The 19,152-nt window shown below is 43.0% G+C and carries 23 protein-coding genes, 2 pseudogenes and 2 riboswitches; of the genes and pseudogenes, 10 read left to right on the forward strand and 15 right to left on the reverse strand.

Annotated elements, in window-relative coordinates; genetic code table 11:
- Positions 1–224, forward strand: a pseudogene (locus BUB67_RS16725) (DUF6431 domain-containing protein); the annotation flags it as partial.
- A gap of 271 nt (positions 225–495) precedes the next feature.
- Here the strand turns inward: BUB67_RS16725 and BUB67_RS14690 are convergent.
- The 5 genes and pseudogenes from BUB67_RS14690 to BUB67_RS17490 form a co-directional block, all read right to left on the reverse strand.
- Positions 496–1,017, reverse strand: coding sequence for a GDYXXLXY domain-containing protein (locus BUB67_RS14690; RefSeq protein WP_073240150.1), 522 nt, complete (start codon positions 1,015–1,017; stop codon positions 496–498).
- Entirely contained in the window at positions 1,007–2,113 is a 1,107-nt protein-coding gene (locus BUB67_RS14695; protein WP_073240151.1) for a DUF2157 domain-containing protein, read from the reverse strand. Before BUB67_RS14695 ends, BUB67_RS14690 begins: the two co-directional genes overlap by 11 nt.
- A 307-nt stretch (positions 2,114–2,420) precedes the next feature.
- Complete coding sequence (locus BUB67_RS14700; protein ID WP_073240152.1) at positions 2,421–2,732, reverse strand: ArsR/SmtB family transcription factor; 312 nt, start codon at positions 2,730–2,732, stop codon at positions 2,421–2,423.
- Positions 2,733–2,800: 68 nt separating this feature from the next.
- A pseudogene (locus BUB67_RS17485) lies at positions 2,801–2,953 on the reverse strand (C-GCAxxG-C-C family protein); the annotation flags it as partial.
- 26 nt (positions 2,954–2,979) lie between these two features.
- Positions 2,980–3,108, reverse strand: a complete 129-nt coding sequence (locus BUB67_RS17490) for a C-GCAxxG-C-C family protein (protein ID WP_274377253.1) — start codon at positions 3,106–3,108, stop codon at positions 2,980–2,982.
- A 215-nt stretch (positions 3,109–3,323) separates the two neighbouring features.
- On the opposite strand from BUB67_RS17490, the gene BUB67_RS14710 reads away from it, so the two are divergent.
- From BUB67_RS14710 to BUB67_RS14720, 3 genes are all read left to right on the forward strand, one after another.
- Complete coding sequence (locus BUB67_RS14710; RefSeq protein WP_073240153.1) at positions 3,324–4,508, forward strand: tungsten cofactor oxidoreductase radical SAM maturase; 1,185 nt, start codon at positions 3,324–3,326, stop codon at positions 4,506–4,508.
- Between the two features lie 291 nt (positions 4,509–4,799).
- Positions 4,800–4,921: riboswitch (molybdenum cofactor riboswitch) on the forward strand.
- A gap of 101 nt (positions 4,922–5,022) precedes the next feature.
- Complete coding sequence (locus BUB67_RS14715; protein WP_073240154.1) at positions 5,023–5,910, forward strand: ABC transporter substrate-binding protein; 888 nt, start codon at positions 5,023–5,025, stop codon at positions 5,908–5,910.
- An 18-nt stretch (positions 5,911–5,928) separates the two neighbouring features.
- Positions 5,929–6,810: an ABC transporter substrate-binding protein gene (locus BUB67_RS14720; protein ID WP_073240155.1), complete on the forward strand. Its 882-nt coding sequence runs from the start codon at positions 5,929–5,931 to the stop codon at positions 6,808–6,810.
- Between the two features lie 346 nt (positions 6,811–7,156).
- On the opposite strand, the gene metA is transcribed toward BUB67_RS14720, so the two are convergent.
- The 7 genes from metA to BUB67_RS14755 all read right to left on the reverse strand — a co-directional run bounded on the left by metA (position 7,157) and on the right by BUB67_RS14755 (position 13,404).
- Positions 7,157–8,074: a homoserine O-acetyltransferase MetA gene (gene metA, locus BUB67_RS14725; protein ID WP_073240156.1), complete on the reverse strand. Its 918-nt coding sequence runs from the start codon at positions 8,072–8,074 to the stop codon at positions 7,157–7,159.
- Between the two features lies 1 nt (position 8,075).
- On the reverse strand, positions 8,076–9,386 hold the full coding sequence (locus BUB67_RS14730; RefSeq protein ID WP_073240157.1) for a homocysteine synthase: 1,311 nt from the start codon (positions 9,384–9,386) through the stop codon (positions 8,076–8,078).
- Positions 9,387–9,459: 73 nt separating this feature from the next.
- A riboswitch (SAM riboswitch) is annotated at positions 9,460–9,566 on the reverse strand.
- Between the two features lie 254 nt (positions 9,567–9,820).
- Positions 9,821–10,102, reverse strand: a complete 282-nt coding sequence (locus BUB67_RS14735) for a hypothetical protein (protein WP_073240158.1) — start codon at positions 10,100–10,102, stop codon at positions 9,821–9,823.
- Between the two features lie 400 nt (positions 10,103–10,502).
- The gene (locus tag BUB67_RS14740) at positions 10,503–10,949 is read right to left on the reverse strand and encodes a CBS domain-containing protein (protein WP_073240159.1); all 447 of its coding nucleotides are present in this window, start codon (positions 10,947–10,949) and stop codon (positions 10,503–10,505) included.
- Between the two features lie 134 nt (positions 10,950–11,083).
- The gene (locus tag BUB67_RS14745) at positions 11,084–11,332 is read right to left on the reverse strand and encodes a YgiT-type zinc finger protein (protein WP_073240160.1); all 249 of its coding nucleotides are present in this window, start codon (positions 11,330–11,332) and stop codon (positions 11,084–11,086) included.
- A gap of 393 nt (positions 11,333–11,725) precedes the next feature.
- Positions 11,726–12,277 carry a glucosaminidase domain-containing protein gene (locus BUB67_RS14750; protein ID WP_073240161.1) on the reverse strand — a complete coding sequence of 184 codons (552 nt, stop codon included), beginning with the start codon at positions 12,275–12,277 and terminating at the stop codon, positions 11,726–11,728.
- A gap of 251 nt (positions 12,278–12,528) precedes the next feature.
- Positions 12,529–13,404, reverse strand: coding sequence for a lipase/acyltransferase domain-containing protein (locus tag BUB67_RS14755; protein ID WP_159431852.1), 876 nt, complete (start codon positions 13,402–13,404; stop codon positions 12,529–12,531).
- A gap of 271 nt (positions 13,405–13,675) precedes the next feature.
- On the opposite strand from BUB67_RS14755, the gene BUB67_RS14760 reads away from it, so the two are divergent.
- The gene (locus BUB67_RS14760; protein ID WP_073240163.1) at positions 13,676–14,002 is read left to right on the forward strand and encodes a hypothetical protein; all 327 of its coding nucleotides are present in this window, start codon (positions 13,676–13,678) and stop codon (positions 14,000–14,002) included.
- Between the two features lie 338 nt (positions 14,003–14,340).
- On the forward strand, positions 14,341–15,507 hold the full coding sequence (locus tag BUB67_RS14765) for a type III PLP-dependent enzyme (RefSeq protein WP_073240164.1): 1,167 nt from the start codon (positions 14,341–14,343) through the stop codon (positions 15,505–15,507).
- 79 nt (positions 15,508–15,586) lie between these two features.
- Here the strand turns inward: BUB67_RS14765 and BUB67_RS14770 are convergent, their stop codons facing one another.
- From BUB67_RS14770 to BUB67_RS14780, 3 genes are all read right to left on the reverse strand, one after another.
- Positions 15,587–16,024: a GatB/YqeY domain-containing protein gene (locus tag BUB67_RS14770; RefSeq protein ID WP_084127766.1), complete on the reverse strand. Its 438-nt coding sequence runs from the start codon at positions 16,022–16,024 to the stop codon at positions 15,587–15,589.
- 247 nt (positions 16,025–16,271) lie between these two features.
- Complete coding sequence (locus BUB67_RS14775; RefSeq protein WP_073240166.1) at positions 16,272–16,580, reverse strand: hypothetical protein; 309 nt, start codon at positions 16,578–16,580, stop codon at positions 16,272–16,274.
- Positions 16,581–17,435: a helix-turn-helix domain-containing protein gene (locus BUB67_RS14780; RefSeq protein WP_073240167.1), complete on the reverse strand. Its 855-nt coding sequence runs from the start codon at positions 17,433–17,435 to the stop codon at positions 16,581–16,583. It abuts the gene before it with no gap.
- A 165-nt stretch (positions 17,436–17,600) separates the two neighbouring features.
- Here BUB67_RS14780 and BUB67_RS14785 point away from each other — a divergent pair, with 165 nt between their 5' ends.
- From BUB67_RS14785 to BUB67_RS14800, 4 genes are all read left to right on the forward strand, one after another.
- On the forward strand, positions 17,601–17,867 hold the full coding sequence (locus BUB67_RS14785) for a helix-turn-helix transcriptional regulator (protein WP_073240168.1): 267 nt from the start codon (positions 17,601–17,603) through the stop codon (positions 17,865–17,867).
- A 128-nt stretch (positions 17,868–17,995) separates the two neighbouring features.
- Entirely contained in the window at positions 17,996–18,175 is a 180-nt protein-coding gene (locus tag BUB67_RS14790) for a hypothetical protein (protein ID WP_073240169.1), read from the forward strand.
- 23 nt (positions 18,176–18,198) lie between these two features.
- Positions 18,199–18,576, forward strand: coding sequence for a hypothetical protein (locus tag BUB67_RS14795; protein WP_073240170.1), 378 nt, complete (start codon positions 18,199–18,201; stop codon positions 18,574–18,576).
- 1 nt (position 18,577) lies between these two features.
- Positions 18,578–18,775 (forward strand): hypothetical protein, encoded by a 198-nt coding sequence (locus tag BUB67_RS14800; RefSeq protein WP_073240171.1) that lies wholly within the window; start codon positions 18,578–18,580, stop codon positions 18,773–18,775.
- Positions 18,776–19,152: the final 377 nt, after the last annotated feature.

Below are 19,152 nucleotides of genomic sequence, written 5' to 3' on the forward strand. Positions count from 1 at the left end.
TTCAAACGATATCCAATTACCTGATCGGTTGCTTAATTTCACTTAGCATTCGGAATTTCCATGTCCCTGTGGATATCCTGTCCGTGGCTCCACAGACCGCACTCCAACGTATCGGACATTTTGTGGGTGATGCTCCCGGTTGGCTGGGGAGAATTGTCCGTCCAATAACAAATTTAAATTTATGGTTACATACCCGTTCTGCATTCTTGTCCGGGAATGCCTAAGATATACTCATGCTGAAAACCAAATATGGAGAGGAGTTTTCAGCATGAAGGATCAGAAAAAAGCCGAAGAGATAGCAGCCCTGCGGGTACAATTGTTATCTCCACACATTTATTAAATATAAAAGAAAGACGACTCTGCAGTGATGCCGTCTTATCCAGTCAGTAAATATATTCATTGCTCAGACCCCATTTTCCTCTAGGGTATCTGAAAGAGCATTAAACTTAACCAAGAAAAGTGCGCGAGGAGGGCAGGACCCTCCACTGATACTGTTTATTCAATATTAATTAAATATGCATACCCATTGAACACCTTCACCCTGGCTGTTAGATCTCCCTGTCGGGATTTTCCCTCCAAATCCATTCCGGTGTTTTCAGGAACAAAGAATTTGTCTAAACTATAGTCGATATGGGCAACTTCCTGGCCCATTTCGCTATTATTGAAGTACTTTATTTTACCCTTGAGATAAGGCCCGGTTTCCGGTTTTTTAAGCCTTACGCTGTCTAGATCATAATAGTTCCCCTTCTTTTTCAGTACCACATAAATATCCTTTGTTCTAAAGGAAGAATTTTCTATCTTCCTGAATTCAGAAGGAAGCATTGAAACGGGAATATCCGATATTTGGTAATTCAATATAACGTGGTCACCGCGGAGCAAGTCCCGGGGGTCATAGGGTGTTGTCTTCAACAATATCTCCTGGCCTAATAATAGGGTGGCAACGGGTTTGGCACACATGCTGAGCAGGATGACAACTGGGATGAGTGATGCAATGATATATTTTCGCTTATTGTCCAATGCCCACCACCCCTTTCTTCCTTCTCAGCCGCTCAAAGTAATACCCAAATCCCAATAGCAGCAGGCCGCCGGTGATAAAGAAAATTGATTTGGGCATAAAGTCAATAAAGGTATCCACGTAATATCGGAATATCACTGCACAGATAAGGACCAGTGCTGTCAGGTTTTCCTTCCTGGTAAGGGATAATAGATAGATGATTAGAGCCACCGCAAAGGCGCTGCTGGCAATCCTGCCTGCTGATGGGTCATACCCCACCATCTGTGTTCCGGGGTGAAGGATATCCCGCCACATCTCCGGCAACGTAAGAAATAAGCCCGCCACACCTAGAACGATGGTTCCCAGGAGACGGTAAACCCCGGCATTCGTTTTTATAGGCAGGTGATACATCCCGATCCCGAGCCCCAAAAACAGCAGGCAAATATAGAATTCATCCATATCTGTTATATGCGAAAAAAGCAGCACCGCATCCAATGCGACCAGGTTGCTGAAGAATGTAATGGCCCTGGAGTTTTCCAGATACTTGTTGCAGTAGTACAACGCTGGGATAAGGACAATGGCTAGATAGGGGTAACCGCCAAAATCAAAGTACCCGCTGATATATACCATGGTCAGGACACAGGTAAAGAGATAGACGATCTTATCCCTGAACACCACCGCCATTGGGAAGGCTCCTATGGCCCACAGTAAAAATGCACTGGTGAAATGCCCCCCAAAGTTAAACATTTGCCCGATCAGGAAGATGCCTGCGCCATAGGTCAATACCCCTATGTACAGAAGGCTCTTGCTGGTTTTGGGGTAATTATTGGACACTTTATAACTAGCAAACATGAATCCCAGGAAGATTGCCAGGATGATTGAAAGTTTGGTGATTCTCCCGAGCTCTGCCCAGTTTGATGCAATAAACGACAGTATGCCGAGGCCCACCAGCAGGGCTCCGATGGCCAGCATCACCCGTATAAAACTTAATCCCTTCTTTAGCTCGTAGCTTGCCAATATTTCCAGTCTTTGCTTTTCTGAAATAACTCCATTTTGCTGCTGGTGCTGTAGTTCGTGGTCCAGAAACGCCAGCTCTTGTTTAGTTATTTGCCTCTTCAATCCCCCACCCCTTTCAGACGATATTTTAAAAAGTTCTCGTTTTGTAATTTATATAAGAGTCATGGGACAAATGCAAGCATTACTTAAGTAATTCTACATTACGAATGCGGATCTAAACTGGTTTGCTCTGGCTTCGGCAAACATTTCTAGGTCATATCCACACCATAGGATTTTCCATTGGGCCCCACGACAACCGCTTTTCTTAGGTAATAGCCCGGGCATATTTCTTCCTTATCCATTCCCGGATACCCTCTTGGGAACCCGCCTACAAATCAATATTTTTTGATATGATAGTGTAAAAAAATTACTAAAGTGCAAAATCTTGTGTAAGTTGCTCCATGTATTGTCTTAAAGTCTTAGTGTTAATAAAATACATTTTCCACTTACCCCTGGGTTCCTCTTTCACTAAACCCGCATCCACAAGTTCCTTCATATGATATGATACTCTGGATTGAATCATGCCCAATGCTGACATAAACTCGCAATTACATAACCCCGGTCTCTGGTCGTCCTCACCGGGAATAGGACAGCAACCCTCCTCACTTTGGGCCAGCATCAGCATCATTTTGTAACGGATGGGATCACTCAGGGCCTTTGCAATTTTAACTGTATCTATCATAGCTATATAATATTAAAATAATTTGATATGTCAAGTTTTCAGCATAACATTTGATCAAGTTTTTTTATTTATAAAAGTTGCTCCAATATCTCTGCGGCAGCTTTTACGAACATTGGGCAAAGTAAAGTAAACAAATTTTCTTCCCGGGCCCTTTTTAATCCCTCATTGTTGCTAATGTCACAGTTTAACAGTTGTTTGCAGGTTATCGTGCCGTTTCTGGTCTCAAATTTACTAACAAACTGTTTGACTAAAGAATAGGCTTTTCCTTTGGTTTGCTCATCATTAACCTCAGTATGACCAAGATCATAAAGGCACCATTAACAGCGCCACAGGTTTCGACCATGCGGGCAACCCCTCCCCCAAAAGGGCCAGACATTTTCAGCGCTATCTCTCTGGTAAGACCTAATTCAGGCCCGTAGGTTGCAAGAATGCCTGGGAACACAGATATCCTTCTTTAAAATAGATAGCACCGCAAGATTGTGATCGTTAGCACAAGTATCGCTAATTTGTAAGAATAAGCTAATTGATGAGCCAATTTATAAAATGTTATAATATTCGTAATTATTTATACGCAACGTGGGGAGGGCACCTATGAAAAAGATAAATGCTCAATCTAAAGAAAACCTTAATGGTGGTACAGTTATAAAAATGAACGAAGAAATTATACTGCCACCGGATTTGAATACTTGTGAGGCCCTGTTACTGCCTGCCGAAGAAGGCTATAAAATCATCCCCCTGCGTCGTGACATGAAGAAACTCTATATTGAAGTAACCACTTTGTGCAACTTTAGTTGCACCACCTGTATTCGAAACTCCTGGCAAGATGACATGGGAATGATGGAATGGGTTACCTTTGAGAGGTTGCTGCTACAACTGAAGGATTTACCTAATTTAGAATGTGTACACTTCGGCGGTTTTGGCGAACCCATGAGCCACCCTCGTATTTTTGATATGCTTAAGGCTGTTAAAGACATGGGACTCCGTATTGAAATGATCACCAACGGCTCCTACTTAACCCCTGAAAATATAGAAAGATTGGTTAAGTTACCTCTGGATGGTATCTATATCTCCCTAGACGGCCCGGACGAAGAGGAATACAATGAAATCCGCCAGACCGACATTTCCCCGGTGATAGAAAACATTAAGGCACTAAATCAGGCCAAAGAAGCAGCTAAAAGTAGACTGCCGGAACTGGGAATCGAATTTGTGGCCATGAAGAAGAACTTTCATAAACTAACCAAACTTATCCGCCTTTCCCTGGAATTAAAGGCCCGCAAGGTGATTGTCACCAATGTTCTCCCTTATAATGAAGAAATGAAGGATGAAATCCTCTATGATTTAGATGATACCATGATAGATCACGGTAAGGATACCATTTTGGTCAATGTGCTGGCACAGATGCCATACATGAAGATTCGTACCGACCGTCAGTGTAAATTTGTGGAGGACAAGGCCGCCGCAATTACTTACCGCGGGGAGGTAGCACCCTGCTATGCTTTGATGCATTCTTATCACTGCTATGTTTATGGCCGTAAGAAAGAAATATTGCCCTTCTACCTGGGTAATATCAATGAAACGCCATTGGGGGATATTTGGATTGACCCGGCCTATGTAAACTTCCGCAATAAAATTAAGGATTTTAGGTTCCCCTCCTGTACCGATTGCAAATATCTGGACGGCTGTTCCTATACAGATACAAACGAATCGGATTGCTGGGGCAACAACCCCTCCTGCGCCGAGTGCCTTTGGTCCCGCAGGTTGATCGCATGCCCTTAAAATATATCACATTCTTTTTCTAGATTATAAATATATAATTATTTTGTAATTTAACCCCGGCTGGAATGATCTTTGGAGCTATTTGGGGCTAAGGATTAAAACATAATTAAAATACATAGAATTGTTTGCAAATTCGTTTTCTGGTTCTATTTTTCGAAATCAACTGCTGATTTCTTGGTATGAAAATAGGGTCAAATATTTTACAAAAAAGTAGAACTGAATAAAGGAACTTATATTTTTATAGAGAATATGTAATTAACTTTGAAAGGAAGCGCTACTTATTTTTCAACTTAATACTTAACACTCCGAGCTTCTGGACCTACGATATTATGCATTACGGTCCTGAAGCCGATAGGGTTTGTCTGGAAACGGACAGGCCTCCCGGTGCGGAAAGGAGGGAATTGACAGCGATCATTTCGCCGTGTACTTGTCTTTTCGCACAGTACACGGCTTTTTATTTTATTATTTTTTAGTTGTACTGTGTTATCCAACAACCTTATAGGGAGGGGAAAAAGTGAAAGCAAATCGTATCAATACTATATTGTTGTTATTGGCTCTTGTATTTGCTTTTTCAGCAGCAGGATGCAGCAGTCAACCAGCGAAGGAAACCACTACAAAACCGGCTGAGAAAACAGAGGGACAAATTCTAATGGCCTCCACTATCGGGCCTATCGATGCCGGTATAGTTGCTGTTTTGGAAGATGCCTTTGAAAAAAAGACTGGCATTAAAATGCGCCATGTGGGAGCAGGTACCGGGGAAGCTTTAAAAATTGGTCAGAGTGGAAATGTTGACCTGGTGATGGTCCATGCCAAGGCACTGGAAGAAAAATTCGTAGCCGAGGGATATGGTACTAAGCGCATTGATTTGATGTACAACGACTTTGTGATCATGGGGCCGGCTGAAGACCCCGCCAAAATCAAAGGCTCAAAAAGCGTAAATGAGGCTCTGCAAAAGATTGCCAAAGCACAGGCGCCATTTGTCACCAGGGGCGATAATTCAGGTACCCATGTTAAAGAAAAAGAACTATGGCAGGCCGCCGGTATTAAGCCTGAAGGAAACTGGTACAAAAAATTTGAAAAGGGTGCCGAGGGTAACGCGCCCACACTAAAATATACAGACCAGCAAAAGGCCTATACGATTATGGACCGGGCTACTTATCTAACCCTTAAAAATGAAATAAAGCTGCAGGTACTGGTTGAGAAGGATGAGAGCCTGCTCAACTACATCACCCTTATTCCTATAAACCCCGAAAAATTTCCTTCGGTTAAACATGATCTGGTCATGAAATTTGTAGAGTTTGCCACTGGTAAAGAAGGACAAACCATCATCAAAGAATTCGGTGTAGACAAATACGGTGAACCTTTGTTCTTCCCCAACTCTGAGGAAGGTAAAAAATTATAATATACGGAGGTTGCTAAAATGAAAAAGAGAACTACAATACTCATTGCCCTGCTGTTAACAATGGTTATGCTGGTATTCGCCGGCTGTGCCCAGCAGCAGGCCCCGAAGGAAGAGGCTAAAAAAGAAGAAACCAAACCTGCAGCCAATAAGGAAGTGATCCTGGCTACCACCACCAGCACCCAGGACAGCGGCTTATTAGACGTACTGCAACCTGAATTTGAAAAGAAAACTGGCTATAAGCTTAAGGTAATTGCCGTTGGTACCGGTGCTGCCCTGAAGATGGGCGAAAAAGGTGAAGCAGATGTACTGCTGGTACATGCACCGAAGTCCGAAAAACCCCTGGTAGACAGCGGCGTTGGCATCAACTACTCCCTGGTCATGCATAACGACTTTATTTTGGTAGGGCCGGAAAGCGATCCTGCCGGCATTAAGGATGCAAAAACAACAGCGGAAGCCATGAAGAAGATTTATGATAAAGGGTCCATCTTTGTATCCCGTGGGGATGACTCCGGCACCCATAAAAAAGAGCTTGATTTGTGGAAAGAAGCCAAGTTGGAACCCAAAGGACAGAAATGGTACCAAGAATCCGGCAGCGGCATGGGAGCAACCCTGAACATTGCCTCCGAAAAGCAAGGCTATACCCTGACCGACCGTGCCACCTACCTGGCTCAAAAGGGTAAAGTTAAACTGGCTGTCCTTAAACAGGGTGACAAGTCCTTACTTAACATTTACCACGTAATGAACGTGAATCCGGAGAAGTTTAATAAAGTCAATGCCGAGGGCGGCAAAGCTTTTGTGGACTTCATGGTATCAAAGGAAACCCAAGAAATCATTGGTAAGTTTGGCGTGGACAAGTACGGCGAACCCCTCTTCTTTCCTGATGCCGGAAAAGATAAATAATTAGAGAACCTCCCAATTTAAACGGGAGGTTCTTTTTTACAACCTTAAAACCCATAATAAATGGGCCAGACTGTAGACAAACCAGTAAAAGTAAGCAGGTAGACTGGCTATTCCATAAGGGAAGCGGAGCGTTCGGCTGCGTTGCTTAGCGCGAACAAGACCGCAGAGGAATGCTTTCTGAGAATTATTGGGCTGGCTGTCCTGTTTTGCGCGGTGAGTATTCCCTACTCTCTTAACTATCAGTAAAGTCGCGAGAGCGTAGCGTTGGAATTGCCAGGCTGTCTGCGCGAACTTTGTCAACACTCTGAGGGATAGAGCTTTTTACTCTATCCCACATAATATTTGATTATTTAATCTCGTTGATGTTATAAGGGGTTTCTTGATAGACGTAGTAGTTTAACCAGTTTGAAAATAAAAGATAGGCATGGCCCCGCCATTTGACAACTGGTGGGTTAGCCGGGTTATCCTCCGCAAAATAGTTTGCAGGAATGGCAATTTTTATGCCCTTCTGAAGATCTCTCTCATATTCATTCTTCAAGGTTAGCGGGTCATACTCGGAATGGCCGGTGACAAAGAACATGCGGCGGTCTTTGGTTGCCACCAGGTAGATTCCGGCCTCATCTGACTCGGACAGGATTTCAAGTTCGGAAACCTTTTCAATATCTTCCCTTTTGATTTCGGTGTAACGAGAGTGAGGCACATAAAATTCATCATCAAATCCCCGCAGGAGCTTTATATTTCTTTTATTGACCCGGTGCCTGAATACGCCAAACATCTTCTCCGGCAGGTTATATTTTGGAATGCCATAATGATAATATAACCCTGCCTGGGCTGCCCAGCAGATGTGGAAGGTTGAAGTTACATTGTGCTTTGACCATTCCATGATTTCCTGCAGTTCTTCCCAGTAGTCCACCTGGTCAAATTCCATATGCTCCACCGGCGCCCCGGTGATAATAAGGCCGTCAAACTTTTGTTCCTTGACTTCCTCAAAGGTCTTATAAAAGGCGGCCAGGTGTTCCTCGGGGGTGTTTTTAGAAATGTGTGTCCGGGTATACAGCAGTTCTGCTTCCACCTGGAGAGGGGTGTTTCCGAGGAGCCGGAGCAGTTGGGTTTCTGTGGTGATCTTGGTTGGCATCAGATTCAGTATGGCAATCCTTAAGGGCCGGATGTCCTGGTGGATGGCCCGGGTTTCGGTCATGACGAAGATATTTTCATTGGTCAGAATTTCCGTTGCAGGCAGGTTATCCGGTATCTTAATCGGCATGTCAACATCCCTTTCTTTCCTGTCGGTTCCTTTTTGCTCTCAGGGCCTGGTCAAGGTCTTCCAATAAATCATCGATGCTTTCAAGACCGATGGACAGGCGCACCAGGTCGGGCGATACACCTGCTTTCCGCAACGCCTCTTCGGACAACTGGCTGTGGGTGGTTGACGCAGGGTGGATGACCAAAGATTTGGCGTCCCCCACGTTGGCCAGGTGGGAGAAAATTTTTAAACTGTCAATGAATTTTTTCCCCGCCTCCAATCCGCCCTTGATACCGAAGGTGAGGATGGCCCCTGCCCCTTTGGGAAGGTATTTCCTCCCCAATTCATAGGACGGGTGCCCTTTCAACCCGGGATAGGATACCCAGTTTACGTTGGGGTGTTCCTCTAAAAACTCCGCCACTTTTTGCGTGTTAGATACATGCCGTTCCATTCGTAATGCCAGGGTTTCTATGCCCTGGAGTAATAAAAAGGCGTTAAAGGGACTAAGACATGCTCCCAGGTCTCTCAACAGCTGGACTCTGGCCTTGACAATGTAAGCTGCCGGGCCGATGTCTTTGGCATAGGTAATGCCGTGGTAGCTGGGGTCCGGTTGTGTAAGGCCGGGGAATTTATCATTCCGGGTCCAGTCAAATTTACCGGAATCAATAATGACACCCCCTATGCTTGTACCGTGACCGCCGATAAACTTGGTGGCTGAATGCACTACAATGTCCGCTCCAAATTCAAAGGGACGACATAAGTAAGGAGTTGTGAAGGTACTGTCGATGATCAAGGGGATACCCGCTTCCCGGGCGATATTGCTCACGGCTTCAATGTCCAGCACATCACACCTGGGGTTACCGATGGTTTCTGCAAAGATGGCTTTGGTTTTATCCGTAATCGCCCTTCTGAAGTTTTCCGGGTGGTCAGGGCTGACAAAGTTTACTTTAATTCCTAGCCGGGCAAGGGTATGGGTAAACAGATTGACGGTGCCCCCGTAGAGATTGGTGGAGGAAACTATTTCGTCGCCGGTAGAGGTAATATTTAAAATTGCTGTGGTAATGGCGGCGTGGCCGGAGGCCAGGGCCAGAGCGCCAACGCCTCCCTCAAGGGCGGCCAGGCGTTTTTCAAAAATATCCGTTGTAGGGTTATCAATGCGGGTGTATATATGTCCTTCTTCTTTGAGGCTGAATAGGTTGGCTGCATGTTCGGAGTCCCGGAACACATAGGATGTGGTTTGATAAATGGGCACCGCACGGGAAAGTGTTTCAATGTCCGGTCGGTGTCCTGCGTGAAGCGCCAGCGTTTCAAATCCCAAATTTTTTAGAGTCATCTTAGATCCCCCTTCTATGGTCATATAAATGAAAAACCCCTTCGCAGATGAAGGGGATGTGTTGACTCACGTCCTCTCATCTGCCAGGAACATCGTCCTGAAGGAATTAGCACCTGGTCAGATGAACTGACTGGTTGCCGGGTTTCATAGGGCCTTTCCCTCCACCGCTCTGGATAAGAGTATAATAATTATGCAGTTGTTATGGGTTTAATTATATTTTGTCGAGTGAACCGTGTCAACATTTTTAATGATGCAAAATTCATGGACTAACGTATCAGCCATTTTTAACGCACTTAAAGAGTGTATATTAAAATACGGTACGAACAGTTTCTCGCCCTGTCAAATACTAAGTCCATGGTTGCCATTTCAATGATGCAGCCTACCTTTCATAGACAAGAAAAAGGACTAAGGTCTTATACCAATAAATACTTAAATTAAGACGGCATGATCGTCGATAATTCTGTTTTAAGACTCTCCACCGTTCCCATTATTTCAGTAGAGATCCGCTGCCCTCCAATTTTTTTAATTAGAATGATTTTTCCTTTTTTCGTGTCGGCATAGTAATGAACCATCTCCTGTTCTAATTCCAAGAGCTTAACGATAACAAACCCTTGCTTTCTATAAGCCAGGTTATATATTTTCTGTAAAAATGCCCGGGGACAATATGGAATCGGGTCCTGTGCTTTTATGTGGAAAATTCTTTCAAGAATAGTCACGACAACCACTTCCTAACTTATTGTAGTGGTCTTGTATTCATAATTAGTATAAATCTTTCTAGCTGAAATTTCTATATTGGTATTAGTTCTCCCCTAAATAGAATAAAAAAGAAGAGTGGGGAATAAGTCCACCGCTATCTCTCCAGCCCCCCTCCGGACACTTGGATTGATCTCAGTCATTTACCTGTCGGTCACGCAGGTGGATTTCTAACTGCAATAAGTCGAAAGGGTAGGCTGCCAATCCTAAATATTGGAATGCGCCTACCCTTTCTTAGAGGACTAACACAAAACGTTCCCCCTTCTAAGTTTGCCCAAATCTTTAGTCAGGTTGATATCGCTGTCCCCTTCCCTCTTGTTAGTTTTTAAAGCGCCAGCGGCTCTCCGGTGGTGCTTTATCAAATCACTGCGCAATGGTTCTGATAATGTCTGCCCTGCTGACGATGCCGATGATTTTACCGTTCTCTATAACAGGGATGCGTTTTATGTTATGTTCAACCATTAACGTAGCAATAGCTCCAATTTCGGTATTCTTTGATACGGTAATCACTTCGGTGGTCATAATTTCAGAGGCCTTGGATGCGGCAAGCTTTTTAAAATCTTCTTTGTACTGGTCGATGCCTCCTAAATAAATCATAGCCCCCAAGATGCCAAAGAATTTAGGTATTCTCGGATTTGCTTCTTTGTGCAAAAGATCCCCCTCGGTTACGATTCCCACTAATTTTCCTTCCTGATTTACCACAGGGACGCCGGAAATTTTGTTATCCGTTAAAATCTGGGCGATCTCCTTAATGGTCGTATCCTCTGACACTGTAATAACGTCGGTTTTCATAATATCCTTTGCTAGCATTTTTATCACCTCTTTTAAATCCTATTATCCTATTCTATTCATTTTTTTAAGAGGGTATTAGTAAACATAAGTCCCCAAATTACCAGAATTTGATGAAGGTCATAGGACGATTTGTTAGCCTGTGCCCTCACCTGTTATTCAATCTTTTTGGACTTTTTATATTTCTCGAAGTCAATGACGTTCGGCCTCTTATCCTCGGAAAGTCCGGATAGCAAGACAGTTAAATTTAATAGCAGGTTGACCTCTTCGGAGTCGTACACCAACTTATTACAACCGTCACATATATATGCCTTCACGCCGTTTATTTTCACCTGATATTCTCCCCACTTTGCATGGTACACCTCTGATGTTTCCCGCATCGGTCCGCCACAGATACAGTTCATCTCGTTACCCCCTTGCCTTAATGAAATACATTTTCATTTATCTTTTATTTTATCTATATTAGAAAATACCTTCATCTGTTTAATTATATATTTAAGCAAAAAGTAATAATGTTCACTATGAATATTAACAATGGTTTCATTTGAGGCATCAATCTCCCCTTCCTAGTGGGAGTGGATGTTTTATTATGTTTTTGGGATTTGCACGTAGACCTTAAAGAGCCCCTTTAATTTTTAAAAGCCCTGGTTTTACTAAAATAGTTTTTCTGTTGAATAAAACAGGCAACTAAACATGTTCATGCATGAATCGTTGCCTGTTTTATTCATTCACTGACCCTAAAATGGAATGTTATTCTCACTGACTTATTTTTTAGAAATTTCTGCAATTGTCTGATTTTACGTTTTCTTTAGAAAAGGCTGTGTTTGTGCTGCAATGCTGGCCAATAGTTGTTCCAGGCTTAGTAATCGCTGGGTTAGTTGTTCATTACGCCTTTTCTCTTCCTCATAAAGTGCTTTGTAATTGATATTTTCTTCAGTTTTATAGGCCAACATTTTATTAAGATAATCTGTTACAATGGATTTACCGTACTCAGGATTACCAGCCCACTTGCCTCCCAGCTCCTCCACTGACTTGACAGTTCCCCGACCGATGACCTTGGCCACGATATCAAAACGCGGATCCACTAATTTTCTGCCAGCGGGTATTGGGCTGGTGGATGCGTAAGCAAAAAGGTGCTGTACATGTGCCTCTACTCCGGTTTGAGGGTCCGGAAAAGAGGCGTGGTCAGAAGTTTTATCTCCGGTTGGTTTGTTGGTTTTTAAACCACAAAAGTTGTTCATTTCGGGTTTTACCGCACCGGTAAAGCGAAAGTATCCTGTTTCCTTACAGGCTTGAGCCAGAGCTACATCCGGACGAATAGAATAAATGGATGCTATATTCCAGTACAAATCAACTAAATAAACCCAGTTGGGTGCTTTTTCCTTTAAGAATGCTTGAGCCTGCCCTTTACCCGCAACAGCTGATCCTATTATTGGAGTAACTTCGAGTCCTATAACAACACATCCCCTTTCATTAAAATTTTTAAATCACTCCATTGTATTCTTTTTCCAACTAGTTAGACACCAAGGAAAAAATTTAACTTGGTTATGGGGAAATTAAAAAATTTTGTCTTTTCTATTATTTGACAATAGTAATTAGATTATTTTGAACAAAGGGTGATTATATATTTTATAACCTCTTCCTTTTCCAATATTTTCATATGACCAAAAATTTCTTTAAAGGACATATGACTGGCTTTAACATTTACAATAAATCCGTCTGTAACGGGTCTGCCCTGCTCGTCTAAAATACAACCGGTAAACGGTCTGACAACCAGATCCTGGTGGGTGGCAAAGGTTGCCACCCTTAGATCTTCCCTTTGAAGTTCATAAATGTCCTGCCGGCGCTGGCTGGTTATTTCTTTTTGATAATTAACCTCCCAAAGTAACTGTTTGACGGCCGGACAAATATTAAAGCAATTTGCAAAATTTATAATATCCAATACTTTTCCGGGTAATTTAATGCTAGCCCCCAGCAGAGGAGAATTCAGCGTTGTAACCCCCTTAATTTTTTGTCTGGTGCCGGGGTCGGCTGAACAAGCAAAATCCAGCGCAATTCTCCCACCCAAACTATGACCCACCAGAATGTATCTGGCCTCCGGGTGGGCCTTGGAAAATTCGTCAATTAAAAGCTTTAACCGGTTGACACTTAAAGGAATAGGTTGTCCTGTATCCGCAGCCGAATATTTATTGGGATACCACTTACCTTTTACAACTTTGCCCCCGGTATAGCTATAAAGCAAAAAACGGTGATCATAATAGGAATAGCCTGCGCTGGCCAGAGACCTTCTGATTTTTGGAAAACCAAGTTCTTCGGAGAAATCACCACTAAACTTGCACCCTAAACCGTTTAAAAAAATTATATATAAGTTGTCAAGTTGGCCCTCTTTTTTCTTAATAAAGACCTTGTGATCTATTTGTTGTTCCCGGGAGGACTGAATAATAAAAAGCTGCTGGATCAAGAAGATGGTGATCAATAAGATTACTCCCAGTCTCAGACTCCATTTTATAAACCTTTTGTTCAAGAAGAACGGCTTTAACTGAGAAAGGAACAAACTTACCCCTCCGTTAATTAGCCTGCATTTTATGAAAACAGAATGACTTCTTAAAAAATTATTATGTAAAGTTTTTGGGGAAAATATGTATAGAAAAGTTTACTTTTTGTCCTGGTTTTTTTAGATATATGTAAGGATTACTGTAGAGGATAATATGATTTTTTATGGAAATTAACACTGGGAGGTGTTCATAATGGATACAAATGAACAACTGTATGTTGACCTGATGATGGATCGCATGCCGGAAGATTTGGAAACCAAGTATTTGATCAGCCAGGGTTATTTGACCGAAAATATGCAGCATACGGAAAAGGCCATTCAATTTATTAACTCTTTTTTAGACGAAAAAAAGGAAATTGTTTGCCAGGCTTTTAAAGAGTTGGGGCCGGATGCCAGGAAAAGCGAGGTCATGAAGAAAGCCGGCATTGTGCAAATGGGTGTGCTAGTGGATGTTGCCAACAGGTTGGTTAAAGAAGGCAGGCTGAAAAAAGAAAACGGCAAGGTTTACGTGCTGGACTAAATTTATAAGGCCAGAAGCTTCTATAAGCTCCTGGCTTTGCTCATTCTGATACGCGTTCATAGACAGCCAAATGTTTGATAGGATTTCGGTATACTCCTGCCGCCCGTCGGGCCATTTGCTGACCCAGGGCAGCCTCCGCCACTTGAGCACCAATTCCCCTCTTTTTAAGTGGGCCAACCGGTGTTCCTCCATTTCATACTGATACAGTCCGGGATCCAGGCCGCTTACCCTGTTGGTCACGAAATAGGTTTCATTTGTATTGCATATCGGTCAATCTATGGTAAAATTGATTTTGTGTGTGTAGAAATAAAGTCTTTTTTCTTCGGGGGAATGACCAGTTGAAACAATCTTTTAAACTATCCTGGAACGCAGTAGAAAGACTTGCTGAACGTTATGCTACCCCATTCCTCGTTTTGTCACTAAACCAGGTGGAAAACAATTATAAGTTTCTCCAACAGCACCTTCCCGGAGTAAAGGTTTTTTATGCCATGAAATCAAATCCCGAACCTCAACTTATCAAAAAGCTGGCAGCGTTGGGCTCATCCTTCGATGTAGCGTCTGACGGCGAGATTTATGCGTTAAGTGAGATGGGGATTGCTCCGGAACGAATGGTTTATGCCAATCCGGTAAAAACCGCAAAGGGGTTGGTTGCTGCCAAGAAAGTGGGAGTGCGGCAGTTTACCTTTGACAGCGAAAGTGAAATCGATAAAATTGCGGGTTTTATCCCCGGTGCTACGGTATTGCTGCGCATCAGAATAGACAATACCGCCTCCCTGGTTGATTTAAACAAAAAATTCGGGGCTGACGCCGGGGAAGCCCTTGGACTGCTTCGCCGGGCCAGGGAAAGAGGCCTGGATGTGGCCGGCCTTTGCTTTCATGTAGGAAGCCAGAATACCAGTGCGGAAGCATATTTATACGCTTTATCTGTATCACGCCGGATTTTTGATGCAGCCGCCCTTGAGGGAATCAAGCTTCGCATTTTGGATATCGGCGGGGGCTTTCCTATTCCGACCGGCGATTTAAATGTCGACGTGATCGACCTGGCGGAACAGATTCAGAAACAACTGGCCAAACTGTTCCCAAATACCGAAGTCTGGACGGAGCCGGGCAGGTTTATCAGCGGGACAACCATGAATTTGATTACCCGGGTCATTGGCACCCAGGTGAGAAACGGCAAACAATGGTACTTCCTTGATGAAGGACTGTACGGCACATTTTCCGGAGTTCTTTTTGACCACTGGGAATACGAAATGGAAACAGCCAAAGCGAAAAAAGGCCCGGAAATTGAAGCGACCTTTGCCGGACCTAGCTGCGATTCATTGGATATTGTGTTCCGCAACCGGAAGACTGTCCCCCTGGAAGTGGACGATTTAATTCTTGTTCCCAATTGCGGCGCCTATTCATCGGCATCTGCCACCACATTCAATGGCTTTGCCAAAGCTGAGATTGTGGTCTGGGAAGAAGTGAAAGAAAAACTGCAGCAAAATATGGCGGCTGTCAGTTAATCATAAACAGTAACCATGAGGGCTAAGACTTTATCTTCAAGTCTTAGCCCTCATTTTTGTGGCGGGTTCATGATTATTCTTATCCCAGAAGTTCCTTTACCAGATTGCTGACCAGTTTTCCGTCCGCCTTCCCCTTCACTTTAGGCATCAGGGCAGCCATGACTTTTCCCATATCACGGGCCCCCTGGGCGCCTATTTGGCTAATGGTTTCCTGGATGATCTGCCTTAATTCAGTCTCGGACAGTTGTGCGGGCATATACTCCATTAGAATGTTGATTTCCTGTTCAATTTTGGCCAGTTCCTCCGGCCGGTTTGCCTTCTTGTATTCTTCCAGGACATCTCGCCTCATTTTGATTTCCCTGGCAATAATGTCGATGACCTCTCCCTCCGTGAGTTCCTTTCTACCGTTAATTTCAGCATTCTTAATGGCTGCGTTGGCCATCCGGATAGTATCCACTTTTAACTTATTTTTGGCTTTCATGGCGGCCTTCATGTCGTTCAACAAACGTTGCTTCATTTTCAGTCATCCTTTCAGGGTATTTTACAATGACTTATTATACCATTGTAAGCCAAATAATACCAACCTTTGTATTTTATTGCATTCTGTGGTTTAGGGTATTATCTGGTTGAGGCGGCGTAACGGGGCTCTGTTGTGCAGGCGCTGCCGGTTTCTCCTGGATAACAATACAATTCCTAGCAGGATAGCGGCTAAAGTGATTAAAGCAATAATTTTAGCTGCTGTCCGTTTTACCTTTTTTTCTCTTTTACCTGATCCAAGTTTTCAGGTTCCAAATACCTCCCTCAGTTCCTGATTCTTCTAAATCAACATATTCTGCTATCTTTTCTAATTTAGAAATGTCTTTAGTTGCAATTTCTTCAAGAACAGCAAGAATGCATGCTCCATAATCACTATCGCCCCAATGTAAACTTCTAAGTAATCTTGGGTGCTCAGTAATTGTGTCAATTTCGTCTATTAGGTAGGCTACCTCTTGCCAATCTGATTGGTCAAACTTAGCTTCAATTGCCCATTTAAGACCAAGGATTAAGTTTTGTTTATATGCCCTAGCTTCCATTTATCCTTTACCCCTCATAATCTGATACATCGTCTCCAGCATATTCATGATCTGATCCGGCTTAATTCCTAATTGGAACGCCCTCTCCAGTACCGGTTCCCATTTCTCCATATTGATATCCCTGGCTGCCAAGTAACTATTATAAACCCTATATGCTGGCGGTTCCTTCCGCAGTATTGCTACTAGTACCCCTGCGATACGCCATTCATCATCCATAGGGATATCTTCAAAATCAGGGTTAGCTGCCCGAAGTACCGGTCTTTCTCGGTCATTGAAGTAATACTTCAGTGTTGCCTCGCTGTATTCGGCAGATATATCCCGTAGTGCTACCACAATGTTACCAGAATTTGCAGTTTTAGCCTCTCGGCAGATGGCATAATCACCATCTAAGAGACCAACCCCTATCATACTGTTTCCGCGGGCTTTCAGGGCAAAGTCAGCTCGTATATCAGAAGGGATTTCGAGTTCACCATCCCAGTTACCTTCGGCCAGGATGGGGATGCCCATTTTTATTTTACCTAAGATTGGGACGGTTTTTGATTGCATGGCAGAGGGGTTGTCCAAAACGCGGACAATACCAAGACGTTGGTCTTGGGTGATTGGTTGACCATTTGCTACTAACTTGATTTTGTTACTCTCTAAGACTTCAGTAATGTCAAGCTCATCTCTGCCTAGTAGGTAATCAACTGTTACCCCGAAATAATCTGCAAGTTTTTGAATAGTGGAATAATCAGGTTGCCTCCGCCCAGATTCATAAGCTGTATATGCTGGCCTGGTAATCCCCAAGAAATTTGCCATGTCCTCTTGGGTTTTATCTTTTTCTTTCCTCAAGTAAGTTAAACGAGCGGACAGCAAAACATTCACCACCTATCTTTCTTGTTCTATTGTAATGTAACAAGGCGTTACGGTAAATATATGTAACAAAAAGAAACCTTTTTCCACTTATCCCATTGACACGTAACGAAGTGATACTTATAATAGTAAACAAAGGTGACATTTCGTTACCTAGGGGGTGAGTTTATGAGGAAATGGTTGAAAATGATTAGGAAGCAATTAAAAATGACGCATGATAATGTAGCTAAGGCGGCAGAAATTGAACGTGCTTACTACACAATGATCGAAAACGGTACAAGAAATCCAAGCGTTGATGTCGCTAAGAGGATTGCTACCGTTATGGGTTTCGATTGGACTCTTTTTTTTGATAATAAAAGTAACGAAATGACACGTATACCAACCGGCACCGGCAAACCGCCGGCTGATACCAGTGTCAATCTCTATACTATATAACTGCTTTGGTAGATAGCAATCGTGATTATATCTTACCATAGCTGCACCTAAAACCCTGTAACTATCTGTCGGTATTAACCGGAATTTCTTCTGGATCTTGACCAACAAAGAAGAATGGGGGGAGTGATTTGGGAAGAAAGAGTACGCAACAAATATCTATTAGAAGTCATATTCATATCCCCATACCAAAGGAGCAGGAACTTGACCTGTACCTTAAATTTGCTGCCATTTACGTTAATTATGACAAGAAACTTCAAGAGAAAAATGAGACTGGGGATAAACAAGCGCAATGCGCAACGGCCATATAAGAAAAGTTAAGAGGTGTGACTAAATGATTATTCCTGACACTCTGGGAATTTGTCACTTCTGTTTTGAACCGGTATGGGCAGACCAATCATATATTTTCGTCGAAGGCGGCCGTCCGGTTCATAAAATCTGCTACCTGCGGCAGCCGGAAAGCTACCGGCGGGACAATCTGCCGGAAGGAAGTTCTTTTGTGAACGAGTGGAAGAAGGGACGTATAGCCTGGCGGTGTTCCAAATGCGGCAAGGGGCTGTGGTTAGACCCTGGGGTTTATGAGAAGGCGTATCGAGATAGCGAAGTTTGCCTTGACTGCCGGGCCTTAATGAAGCGGATGGAGAGCAGAGGGTATGTACAGGGTGAGGAAGGTGAGAGGCCGATGAATTACATGATATATGAGGTGCTTTAGAATGTTGATAAAGCAAAAAAATATTACAACAAGCCAACCAAAATCTTCAATGATTGTTGGTGAAACCACAGAAATAACTATGAAGTTTCTTCAAAACATCTTGGAATCCCAAATACATGATAAAGACCAGCAGGTTGTAGTTGAACCTAAAGGGGAGTTGATCAGACTTATAACTCTTGAATGTAAAAAAGAGGATTAAAAAGCTTAGAGTCTACTAAATTAAATGTTACTGATAGTATCTGTTAATAAGTGAAGCGTTTCGGGATTACTTTTATATGGTGAAGTACTTAACTTTTTATAAATTGATAAAAAATCAAATGGTAACTTTTTCAAAATACAACACCTCTTAAAAAATAAGTTAATTAAATAGATTTTATCATGACAAATGATTTAATTAAATATTAATCCTGCATGATGAGTTCCGGGTGGTACCCGGACGAAACCGGCTTAAAGAAACAGGTCGGTCGCAGGAAACCATATTGCTATGACGGTAGGCTTCGGGGCAGGACAAGCTGCCCGGAGGCGTGCTGTTAAGCACCTATGTAACGAAATACTTTCCGGAAAAATCCGGTAAAT

It is taken from the genome of Desulforamulus putei DSM 12395, from assembly GCF_900129195.1.
GTDB lineage: Bacteria > Bacillota > Desulfotomaculia > Desulfotomaculales > Desulfotomaculaceae > Desulfotomaculum > Desulfotomaculum putei.

Excerpts from the sequence above, each read along its gene's own strand:
- BUB67_RS14700 (WP_073240152.1), bottom strand. The coding sequence starts at position 2,732 with ATGATAGATACAGTTAAAATTGCAAAGGCCCTGAGTGATCCCATCCGT.
- BUB67_RS17490 (WP_274377253.1), bottom strand. The coding sequence starts at position 3,108 with ATGTCTGGCCCTTTTGGGGGAGGGGTTGCCCGCATGGTCGAAACCTGT.
- BUB67_RS14710 (WP_073240153.1), top strand. The coding sequence starts at position 3,324 with ATGAAAAAGATAAATGCTCAATCTAAAGAAAACCTTAATGGTGGTACA.
- BUB67_RS14720 (WP_073240155.1), top strand. The coding sequence starts at position 5,929 with ATGAAAAAGAGAACTACAATACTCATTGCCCTGCTGTTAACAATGGTT.
- metA (WP_073240156.1), bottom strand. The coding sequence starts at position 8,074 with ATGCCGATTAAGATACCGGATAACCTGCCTGCAACGGAAATTCTGACC.
- BUB67_RS14730 (WP_073240157.1), bottom strand. The coding sequence starts at position 9,386 with ATGACTCTAAAAAATTTGGGATTTGAAACGCTGGCGCTTCACGCAGGA.
- BUB67_RS14740 (WP_073240159.1), bottom strand. The coding sequence starts at position 10,949 with ATGCTAGCAAAGGATATTATGAAAACCGACGTTATTACAGTGTCAGAG.
- BUB67_RS14745 (WP_073240160.1), bottom strand. The coding sequence starts at position 11,332 with ATGAACTGTATCTGTGGCGGACCGATGCGGGAAACATCAGAGGTGTAC.
- BUB67_RS14760 (WP_073240163.1), top strand. The coding sequence starts at position 13,676 with ATGGATACAAATGAACAACTGTATGTTGACCTGATGATGGATCGCATG.
- BUB67_RS14770 (WP_084127766.1), bottom strand. The coding sequence starts at position 16,024 with ATGAAGCAACGTTTGTTGAACGACATGAAGGCCGCCATGAAAGCCAAA.
- BUB67_RS14775 (WP_073240166.1), bottom strand. The coding sequence starts at position 16,580 with ATGGAAGCTAGGGCATATAAACAAAACTTAATCCTTGGTCTTAAATGG.
- BUB67_RS14785 (WP_073240168.1), top strand. The coding sequence starts at position 17,601 with ATGAGGAAATGGTTGAAAATGATTAGGAAGCAATTAAAAATGACGCAT.
- BUB67_RS14795 (WP_073240170.1), top strand. The coding sequence starts at position 18,199 with ATGATTATTCCTGACACTCTGGGAATTTGTCACTTCTGTTTTGAACCG.
- BUB67_RS14800 (WP_073240171.1), top strand. The coding sequence starts at position 18,578 with ATGTTGATAAAGCAAAAAAATATTACAACAAGCCAACCAAAATCTTCA.